9 protein-coding genes and 1 pseudogene are annotated in these 9964 nt (G+C 48.2%); 4 read left to right on the top strand and 6 right to left on the bottom strand.

The features are described 5' to 3' along the window. The first annotated feature begins 5 nt into the window (after positions 1 to 5). The gene (locus SHEWPOL2_RS20535; protein WP_037431192.1) at positions 6 to 1055 is read left to right on the top strand and encodes a DUF3626 domain-containing protein; all 1050 of its coding nucleotides are present in this window, start codon (positions 6 to 8) and stop codon (positions 1053 to 1055) included. An 83-nt stretch (positions 1056 to 1138) separates the two neighbouring features. Here the strand turns inward: SHEWPOL2_RS20535 and SHEWPOL2_RS20530 are convergent, their stop codons facing one another. Beyond that, entirely contained in the window at positions 1139 to 1657 is a 519-nt protein-coding gene (locus SHEWPOL2_RS20530; protein WP_037421801.1) for a type II secretion system protein, read from the bottom strand. Between the two features lie 400 nt (positions 1658 to 2057). Here SHEWPOL2_RS20530 and cydD point away from each other — a divergent pair, with 400 nt between their 5' ends. Genes cydD through cyaB form a run of 3 tightly spaced genes read left to right on the top strand, consistent with a single transcriptional unit; the run spans position 2058 to position 6446 of the window. After that, positions 2058 to 4046: a cysteine/glutathione ABC transporter permease/ATP-binding protein CydD gene (gene cydD, locus SHEWPOL2_RS20525; protein WP_037431191.1), complete on the top strand. Its 1989-nt coding sequence runs from the start codon at positions 2058 to 2060 to the stop codon at positions 4044 to 4046. After that, positions 4043 to 5794, top strand: coding sequence for a cysteine/glutathione ABC transporter ATP-binding protein/permease CydC (gene cydC, locus SHEWPOL2_RS20520; protein WP_037431189.1), 1752 nt, complete (start codon positions 4043 to 4045; stop codon positions 5792 to 5794). The genes cydD and cydC overlap by 4 nt, the downstream gene beginning before the upstream one ends. A gap of 52 nt (positions 5795 to 5846) precedes the next feature. Next, on the top strand, positions 5847 to 6446 hold the full coding sequence (gene cyaB / locus SHEWPOL2_RS20515) for a class IV adenylate cyclase (RefSeq protein WP_037431186.1): 600 nt from the start codon (positions 5847 to 5849) through the stop codon (positions 6444 to 6446). Between the two features lie 51 nt (positions 6447 to 6497). On the opposite strand, the gene SHEWPOL2_RS20510 is transcribed toward cyaB, so the two are convergent. The 5 genes and pseudogenes from SHEWPOL2_RS20510 to SHEWPOL2_RS20495 all read right to left on the bottom strand — a co-directional run. Beyond that, a complete protein-coding gene (locus SHEWPOL2_RS20510) occupies positions 6498 to 6677 on the bottom strand; it encodes a helix-turn-helix domain-containing protein (RefSeq protein ID WP_011623867.1) in 180 nt (59 codons plus the stop codon). Positions 6678 to 6772: 95 nt separating this feature from the next. Beyond that, the gene (locus tag SHEWPOL2_RS20505; protein ID WP_037431183.1) at positions 6773 to 7507 is read right to left on the bottom strand and encodes a DUF599 domain-containing protein; all 735 of its coding nucleotides are present in this window, start codon (positions 7505 to 7507) and stop codon (positions 6773 to 6775) included. A gap of 734 nt (positions 7508 to 8241) precedes the next feature. After that, the gene (locus tag SHEWPOL2_RS20500; RefSeq protein WP_037431180.1) at positions 8242 to 8898 is read right to left on the bottom strand and encodes a DUF4145 domain-containing protein; all 657 of its coding nucleotides are present in this window, start codon (positions 8896 to 8898) and stop codon (positions 8242 to 8244) included. Positions 8899 to 9057: 159 nt separating this feature from the next. Further along, entirely contained in the window at positions 9058 to 9159 is a 102-nt protein-coding gene (locus SHEWPOL2_RS23275) for a phage virion morphogenesis protein (protein ID WP_239642791.1), read from the bottom strand. A 408-nt stretch (positions 9160 to 9567) separates the two neighbouring features. Next, positions 9568 to 9964 (bottom strand): annotated as a pseudogene (locus SHEWPOL2_RS20495) (aldehyde dehydrogenase family protein); the annotation flags it as partial.

Genomic DNA, 9964 nt, shown 5'->3' with positions numbered 1-9964 from the left:
GGATTATGACAGCAATACAGCATATTGAACGCCTTGCACGTGGGCGAAGTGAGCAGGCCGTGGCTGTGATTAAAAACGTGCAGCAGATGTCGAATATTCCCATGCAGGAGATGCAGTTAGCACTCAAGCAATTATTTCAGTGTGGCCGCGTTGCACTGCATTTCCATCCCGACAGAATCGACAGCCGAGGTCTAACAGTCGCTGAAGGGCTTCTACGTGATGGGCAATACCGTAGTCAGTTCGAGACCCATATTTCCAATGGGCAGTTATCGCCTGAGCTTGGAGGACCAAGGGATCATTCGGAAAATCAGCTATTTGGCGATGTGTATAAAGGAACCAAATCCCGCCCTAAGTATGGCGCTTTAGATTTAGGCATGTGGCAGGATGGCCCCGCCCCGCGTTTTGGCAGTTGTTATCTGCTCACCCACTCACAATTGCTCACGCGTTCGACCTTTACTTACCTTGATTCTTACCGTAATCCTAAGGAAAAGGGGACATTATCTTGTTTTGATGATGTGCTAGCGGCACTGCTGACCGAGAGTTTTGAGCGCCACTATGCCTTGGGTAAAGCGGACTTTAAGCCTCTAAATGTGATCCATTATTTGGCGCATCAGCTTAATTCGTCATTGCTTGCCCGCTTTGAACGCCCGATGTCGACAAATCTTGATCATTATATCGAAGCGCAAATTCACGGTGACGTGTCACTCGATGAAGATATTGCCATGCTAGTGGCCGATCCGAGTTTTAAAGGAACTGAAATCGGGGCAACGTTAACTAAGTTGTGCGACCGTTACGATATTGAGCTGCAATACCATAATGGTTTTAGCCTGCATACGGCACAGATCCCTAGCGATTTCCGTGGACCCACTATGCCATCTCTGGCCGAACGTATTGCGATTGACGACAGCGTCGATGCTTATGCCATTGGGGTTGCTGCGCGGGATTTATACCATTCGCCCCAGCATTGGCGAGATCGAGGTAATCGTGCTCAAGTAGCCCATGAACTCAAGCTACTTTGGCATGTGTTAGTCAAATACGGTGGTATTCAGCCTTAGCGCGGAAATAGGGTCACTAAATATGGTTACATGCGCACTATTGACGTTTTGATTGCGCCCAAAACGTCAACAAGCCTCAGTCATTAGCAACCTGTGTCAACCTTAGTATAGGTCGGAACACCTGTTGTCTCCCATTTATAGTCTATATAACAATTAGTTGCAGATACCTCTGCTTGAGTAGGGGTCGCCAGATTTAACTTTTGCTTTGGGGTTGCAATGACTTGATAGGTGCCGTTGGATGTATAAATACGGTAGGACCAATCATTCACGCTTAAGCCTGCGGCATTAAAAATTTCAGGTGGTGTTGTGTAGCCCGCACTAGGTGCTGTGCCAGTACTGCTTGCGGCCCAAGGTTGGTAATTCTCGCCCCGAATACCATCAAAAACCACACGATTAGTCGTACCTGTGTTGGCGATTTCTGATTTTGCCTTGAATAAGGTGACCGCAGACTTCATTGATGCCAATGCACCCGACAACTGACTTTTGTACGCATCAGACTGTAAATTAACAAATTTGGGGGCAGCCACTACAGCCAAAATGCCCAAAATAATAATCACAACAACAAGTTCTATTAACGTGAAACCGGAATGTTTGTTTGTCATTGCTATCTAACTCCTTGAAAATTATTCCTATCTTATCCAACAATTTCGCTAATGACCAGTTAGCTAATATTTTAGTCTTTATCCTCGTTAAATAGGGTTATCCGTAATCAACAAAGATTTTTAAGTTTGATGATATGTGAGAGTGCGAATACGTGGTTCTATATAAGTGTTTATAGGCGTGAAGTATTTATCTGTGTGAGCTAAATCTGAATTTATTGATCATCATCGCATTTTCGTGAATCTTTTAGCAAAAGATACGTCCAAGGTTTCATCTGTTGGGGATGCCTGCGATACTGCGTCCCTATCGAAGCTTTTCGCTTATTGCAAGTCCTTGGCATTGATTGGTAAGCGTTAGATCGATTTCTAGAATTTACTGCAGTGTTGGTTTTGTTGGAGCACCATGGATAAGTCGTTAGAAAAGTCCCTTCTCGTTTGGCTCAAGTCGCAAAAAAAAGCCTGTGGCTGGTTTGTTAAGCTCTCCGTATGGTGTGGAATGTTAAGTGCTATTGCATTGATAGCGCAGGCTTATCTGATAGCCACACTCCTCGATGGCGTCATTGTTGGCAATGCCTTGCAGGCATTTACTGATGGAGTGAATAGCACACCAATCCAGCCTGCTGTGGGGGCAAGTGATTATCTGCCACATTTTATGGCCTTGATTGGCTTAATGTTGCTGCGAGCAATACTCGCCTATGGCCGCGAGCGCGCCAGTTTTGAAGCGGGTAAGCGCTTACGCCAGCAAATCCGCGGTGCGGTAATGGATAAGTTAACTCGGCTCGGCCCCGCGTTTATTAAAGGCAAACCCGCAGGCAGTTGGGCGAGCATAGTCTTAGAGCAAGTGGAAGATTTACAAGATTTTTATGCCCGTTATTTACCGCAAATGACCCTTGCTGGTGTGATCCCTTTATTGATCCTCATCGCAGTGTTTCCCATCAACTGGGCGGCGGGGCTGATTTTGCTATTAACCGCGCCACTTATCCCGCTGTTTATGATCCTTGTCGGCATGGGCGCGGCCGATGCTAACCGTAAAAACTTCAATGCCTTAGCCAGATTAAGTGGCCACTTTATGGATAGATTGAAAGGGCTTTCGACCTTAAAACTCTTCTATCGGGGTGATGCTGAACTTAAGGTTATCGAAAAAGCCTCGGAGGAGTTCCGTAGCCGTACTATGTCTGTGCTGCGCATGGCCTTTTTAAGCTCGGCGGTGCTAGAGTTTTTTGCCGCGGTATCGATTGCCGTATTAGCGGTTTACTTCGGTTTCAGTTATTTAGGTCACCTCGATTTTGGCTACTATGGCGCGCACGCTCAACTTGGGCCTAATGCGAATGAAGGTTTACCTTTTAGCCTGTTTGTCGGCTTGTTTATCTTAATTTTGGCGCCTGAGTTTTATCAGCCCCTTAGGGATATGGGCACTCACTACCATGCTAAAGCACAGGCGATTGGCGCGGCCCAAGCATTGATGACGCTGCTGGAACATCCTGAGCCATCGGGCTTTAAGCTAGAGTCGGGTTTTAAGCTAGAGTCGGGTTCTGGGCTAGGTTCTTCGCAGGACAAGCTTGGGCAGCAGACGCGACTCGATAAGCTGACTCACCTTAGCGTAAAAGATCTAGAAGTCTTTAGTACTGATGGTAGCCGTTTACTCGGCCCCGTCAGTTTTGAGTTGAAGCAGGGCGAACACTTGGCTCTGGTAGGACCAAGCGGCGCCGGTAAAACCAGTTTACTCAATGCCTTATTAGGATTTTTGCCCTATAAAGGCAAGCTGCTAATCGATGGGGTTGAACTCGCAAGCCTAGACCTTGCCCATTGGCGACGGCAGTTAGCATGGCTTGGGCAGGAGCCGCAGTTATTCCATGGCACAGTGCGAGAAAACGTCGCCTTAGCCAATCCCGAAATGACGGATGAGCAGGTTTGGCAATTGCTGGAGCAGGCCAATATCCATGAGTTTGTCCGCAGCCAACCCCTTGGTTTAGCCACGCCAATAGGTGAGCAGTCATCGACCTTATCGGTCGGGCAGGCGCAACGTATTGCGCTTGCGCGGGCATTGGGACAGGCGGCGCAGGTCTTTATTCTCGATGAACCGACGGCGAGTTTAGACAGTGTCAGCGAACAACTCGTTAGCCGCACCTTAAAAGCGGCGATGGCGGGCAAGATGGGCATTATGGTGACCCACAGGGTCGATCAGCTGGACCATATGTCGTCCATCCTAGTGCTAGATAAAGGCGAGATAGTCCAGCGGGGGGATTTCGCGACGCTGTCAACTGAGGCGGGGTTATTCCAAACCATGTTGCATGAAAATACTGAATCAGTAGCCGATATTGGGCTGGAAACGCCAATGCCTGATAACCACAGCGATATCGCGTTAGGGACAACCGAAGGAGCCGCACAATGAAAATACTCCTTCCCTTTATCCGACTGTTCTCCCACCAATGGTTAATGATGGCCGTTGGGCTTGTACTCACCTTAACCACACTCATGGCGGGGATTGGTTTATTGTCGCTGTCGGGCTGGTTTTTATCGGCGACGGCAGTGGCGGGATTAACGGTTATCGGCTCCCAATCCTTTAACTTTTTTACCCCAGCGGGTGGCGTGCGTTTCCTTTCTATCGCGCGAACGGCCAGTCGTTACGGTGAGCGTCTCGCGACCCATGAGGCGACCTTTAAATTACTGACTGAACTCAGAGTGTGGGCGTGGCGAAAACTCTTCCCACTCAGCGCTAAAAATCTGCAAGGTCTGCGCCGTGCGGATATGCTCAACCGCCTCGTGGCGGATATAGATACACTCGACCATCTGTATTTACGATTGTTGACGCCGATGGCGGCTTCCTTGCTTATGACGGCGTTGTTATATCTGTTCCTCGCATGGTTTGATGCCAAGCTGGCCCTAAGTTTATGCCTGTTTTTAGTGGTGGTTTGGCTGCTGCTACCACTGCTGTTTTATCGGCTTGGGCATGAGCCAAGTCGCAATATGCTGGAGACCAAACGTCAATATCGGGTGCAGTTGCTTGAGATGCTGCAGGGCCAAGCTGAGCTGAGTTTATTTGGTGCGAACGCCAGATACAGACAAAAGCTTGATGAGGCCGAGCAGGCGTTATTTGCCAGCCAAGGGGCGATGGCGAATATCACCGCCTTGAGCCAAGCCATGCTGATCCTCGCGACGGGCTCGGCACTCATCATGATGCTATTTTTAGCCGCCAATGGCGTGGGCGATGCGGTGCCTCCCGGCCCTATGTTCGCCTTGATGGTATTTGCCACTATGGCCTGCGTCGAAATGATGATGCCAATCGCGGGTGCTTTTCAACATTTGTCGGGCTGTGTGCTGGCGGCGACACGAATTCACGAAATCACCGAGCAGGAAAGCGATATTCGTTTTAGCGAAGATTCAACGCTCAAGGCAACATCGGGCGGGCTGCAGATGACGGATATCCATTTTGGCTATCACGATAACCAGAGCGTACTGCAGGGCTTATCCTTAACGGTAGAGCCCGGGCAAAAGGTGGCGTTATTGGGCGCAACGGGCTGCGGTAAATCCAGTTTATTGTCCTTAATCACCCGTGAATGGCAGGCGCAGCGTGGCCAAATTTGCCTAGATGGTCAGCCGCTGACGGACTATAGCGAGGCTGCCTTAAGATCGGCGATGACAGTCGTGAGCCAGCGAATTTACCTGTACGCGGGCACGCTGCGGGAGAACCTTGCTATTGCCTTGCCTGTGCCAGAAGGGCAAAAGCGTACCGCCAATGACGAGCGTTTTATCCAAGTATTACAGCAGGTTGGTTTAGGCGAATTACTTAAAGGCGACAAGCCTCTTGATATGTGGATTGGTGAGGGCGGCCGGCAGTTATCGGGCGGTGAGCAGCGCCGTATTGGCGTGGCAAGGGCATTGCTCCGTGATGCGCCTTTGTTACTGTTAGATGAGCCAACCGAAGGCTTAGATAAGCGCACCGAGCGGGAGATCTTAAGTTTACTGCTTGAATTTGCAAAGGATAAAACCCTGCTAATGATCAGCCATCGATTAACGGCGATGGCCAAGATGGACCAAATTCACCTCCTCGCCGAGGGGCAAATTGTGGCATCGGGCGATCATCAGCAGTTACTTCAAACTTGCCCCGCCTATCAGGCGCTCTATCGTCGCTTAGCTTGAGTCTGGATGTTGAATGGGTGAGAAATACGCGCAGCAGGAGTGAAGCCTTTATATGAATAACCCTATGCCAGCAGACATGGCGCCTAAAGAATTCGCTCCGCAAATTAACGCCCATTTTAACGGTAAGTTTGAGGTAGAGCTTAAGTATCGACTCACGGACCGAGAGGCCTTTTGGGCGCGTTTAAGCGCCAAATCCCCCGAGGTGATGCTCGAGGATAATCTTGAGCATGACTGCTATTTTGATTCACCAACAGCATCCTTAGCGGCTGAGCATAAAAGCTTGTGTATTCGCGAGATGCAGCCCTCTGGCATCATGCTGTGGATAGTGAAAGGGCCCGAGAAAGACCGCTGTGAGGCGGTTAATATCACGAATGCCAACAAGGCCAAAAGTATGCTGCGGACTTTAGGCTATCAATGTGTGCTTGAGATTAAAAAACGTCGCAGCGTGTATTTTCTTGGGGAATTTCATTTAACGCTTGATTGGCTCGAAGGCTTAGGTGACTTTGCCGAGCTTGCTATTATGACTAATGATGAAGCTAAGCTGCCAATCTATGAGGCGCAGCTCCTCGCCTTAGCCGCAGAGCTTGGGCTAGAGGAATCACAGCGGGAGTTTTTATCTTACAGACAGTTACAGATGGCTATACAAGGATAAGCGAGGCATCCCAAGTCCATTTGGGGATGAATCGATAAAAGGCGCGGCGGCTTATCTTCCTAAGCGCTGCGAAAAGGCTAAGTAACGTTTGACCTCTTCTTCGGGGAATCGCAATTCTTCACCGTCTTTCACACTGCTGAGCAGGTTTTCCCGCGCATAGCGTTTGATCGTTGCCGGACTCTTATCCAGCAACTTGCACACTTCATCTACAGTTAACAGATTATCACTCATGGTTCACTCCCATTATTGATTAGTGATTAACCCAATGAGTATAGAACAAGAATAAGACTGCGCTTTGGCTGGCACAGTCTTAGGTTGGCTGGGGACTACTTGGATTGGCGCTGGGTTTCTCGCACCTGATATTCGCTGCCTAAATGTGCCTTGGCGGCGGTAATGGCTATTACGGCGCGGGATTTAAATTCGCGGCGATACAGGGTGACCACCACAAACAGGCTAGCCAAAATAAACAGTATCGGGTGCACAAACCAGCAGAGCACAGCCATCGAAAAGTAGTAAGCCCGCAGGCCATAGTTATAGGAATGGGCGGCTTGGTCTTGCACCGTTGCCATTTGTCGCGCGTAGGCTTTGAGGTTGTCGTTGGCGCCTTCGCTATCCATTGGGCCTGCGCCTATCATCACGTTCACAAAGCCGTATTGGCGCATCGACCAGGTAAATTGGAAAAACGCCATTACGAAGATCACCACTAATAGCGCCAATTTCACTTGGACTAAGGAGTGGTTCGGCGGCGTAGCATAGGGAATCGTAGCAATCACGGCTTCGAGGCGTTCAACCTGGGCAAATAAGGTTAATACCCCCGCGAGCACGAACAGCGTGGTCGAAGCAAAAAAGGCAATATTACGCTCAAGGTTCGCTAATAACGCCGCATCGCCAACCCGCACGCCTCGAGTCATCAGCTCGAGCATCCAGTAGATTCTGTGCTTATGCAGGCCACGGGCAATACAGTCGGTATCCTTCGCCTTACGTCGGGCAAAGGCGGTATAGCCAGCCCAAGAAACGATAAACCACGTTAATGCAGAAATATCTAATAGCGAGAATGTCATAGTTGCCTTGAGAAAGTGACTTTGAGAAAGTAAAAAGTCGGTTGATTGAATGGCGATTATGAAGGTTTTTATCTCTTAGGCGCAATCCCCTCATATCGCTTTCAAATCTTGCCTATTCACAATTTGAAGCCGCTCACATTGGCTTTGAAACCTCTTGCTCAGTGAGGCTCAATTTTGAGGAAATTGTTGTCAGGTAAGTGAGTGAGAAAAATACGTTGGGGGTTATACCTCGGAGCGGGGCGCTTGGGCATTAAGTGCCCTTAATGCTATTGCTTTAGATGCTTGACCCTGACCGTTGTGCCCCATCTTTAGATTGCGGCCTTGCGGCCGAGGTGAATCAAAGTCGTGGGGCTTCACCCCACACCCGACCAAGGAGGACTGCTCGTCCTATCAAAAACGTCCATGTTAAGCTGCCAGCTCGATATCCCTATCTCGCGCTCAAAACGGCCTTTGGCCTTCGCCCTTGGATTCTCCAAGACGCCCCTAGCGAAGTTACATGCATTGGTTAGTGGCTTCGTGCTTATTCAAAAATCACTAACGCTTCCGATGGTACATCCTGTACCCCGAAAGCTAGCGAGGCATCCATGCCTCGCTCACGCGATTTTCTTCAACGCCCTTCAGCAACTTCGCAGGGGAAGGTGAACTCCTGACGCAACTGTGCGAGCTATTAATCCCTAAAGATCTGTGCCTGTCCTGTCTTTTTTCTTACAGCTTACAGAACTTATACATATTTTCTAAGTTTTGGCTTTTGAGTCTTTTTCTTCTGCAATTTTTCTTGGGCCTTCAGGAATTCGTTCATAAAGCGCTTCTAATTCTTTTGGTTCTGAAATCCCTTTTTTAACGATGAAATTTAGTAGGTCAAAGAGCTTTGAGGCTACATGATCAAAGTCTTCTTCGCTCATTTCACCAGGATGTACGGCATTGTTTCCTACAATTCTAACGGTATCGGCTACTTTGACGACAAGCGGCGGCAATACATTTTTAGCCGCTAAACTACGAATATCAGCATTGATGTTTTCTCCAGCCTCTCCTAGGTGCTTACAGAGTTTTTGTAATCCTAAACGTAATAATGCTGCAGCGGCTCTAGGTGAGCGAGAAAAAATACTAGCTGCTTCTTGGTAGTCTACTTTTACGTCGTCAGGCATATCCTTATCTGGATTAGGTGCTAACGATGTAGATGGATACACCATAGTTGCATTTACAATTGTCGAGCCATTTATATATTTAGTCGCAATCCATACAGAGGTTTTATCGCAACATGAACATTTGGAATGCAGCGTGTCAGTGGCATTGCCATAGCTACTTAGTGGAATCCATTGCATGTGCGAGAATGTATTGCATATTGGACAATGAAACGATTTTTTCCCGAAACTTGGGGCGACATAATCCATAAGTTACCTATAAAAGTTTAGTGATACTGAGTAAACCACTCATTAGAACAGTTCTATTTAAACAATTACTAACGGTATTTTGGGTAACTTATCAGCTTTTTGCCTAGTGAGCTATGCAGATTCATGGGATAAAGTTCACGGATAATATTCTTGAAATTTCTACCCCATTAAATAGTCGCCAATGGTAGCAATAATCTCGGCCTCATCGGTTTCGCTAACCCCCAAATAAGGACGCTCTGGGATCGCTTTATTGGGGATCATGCTATGAATTTACTGAGACACCCATTGTTAAATTTTGCAATGAAAAGACAAAATCGAGGCATGTTCAAGCTAACAGAATACGCAGTGGTTAGCAGGATTAAGCATCGACATGGAAGTGACCGTCCGTGACATGGATGTCACGGTCGAGCATACAAGGACGTACTTGCTGCGTGTCACTGAAATGACGGTGCTTAATCATTGATTTGAGAAGTTTATCGATACATGTATGTAAGCAAAGACGGGGCGCCACTCTTCTAGGATTAACGGCTAACACCAAGACCACGTAAGTTCAGAGGGAGGAAGGATTCTAGTGCTCATTTCTCTCATTGCATTTAGGTATACGCATTCATTAGCCAATAAAAAAGCCAGACAGAGTCTGGCTTTCGTTTATCAATAAGTCGTTAGGACTTAGGCGTCGCTATCACCCAGTGACAGTAGGGTCGCGTTACCACCGATGGCGGTGATGTTGTTAGTGCGAGTTTTTTCAGTCACGAAGCGAGTTAAGTAGTGTGGACCACCGGCTTTTGGACCTGTGCCAGACAGACCTTGACCGCCGAAAGGCTGTACGCCAACCACAGCGCCGATTTGGTTACGGTTGATGTACACGTTACCTACGTTAACCTTGTCAGCGACTTCGAGGGCATGACCTTCGTTACGGCTGTGGATACCTAAGGTTAAGCCAAAGCCTGTGCTGTTGATTTCATCGATCACATGGGCAAGTTCAGATGCCTTGTAACGGATCACGTGCAGGATTGGACCAAAGTGTTCTTTTTCAAGTCACTTTGATTGAATCGATTTCAACGGC

Origin of the sequence: Shewanella sp. POL2, from assembly GCF_000282755.1 — a bacterium.
Taxonomy (GTDB): domain Bacteria; phylum Pseudomonadota; class Gammaproteobacteria; order Enterobacterales; family Shewanellaceae; genus Shewanella; species Shewanella xiamenensis.
This window is presented reverse-complemented; position numbering and strand designations above follow the sequence as displayed.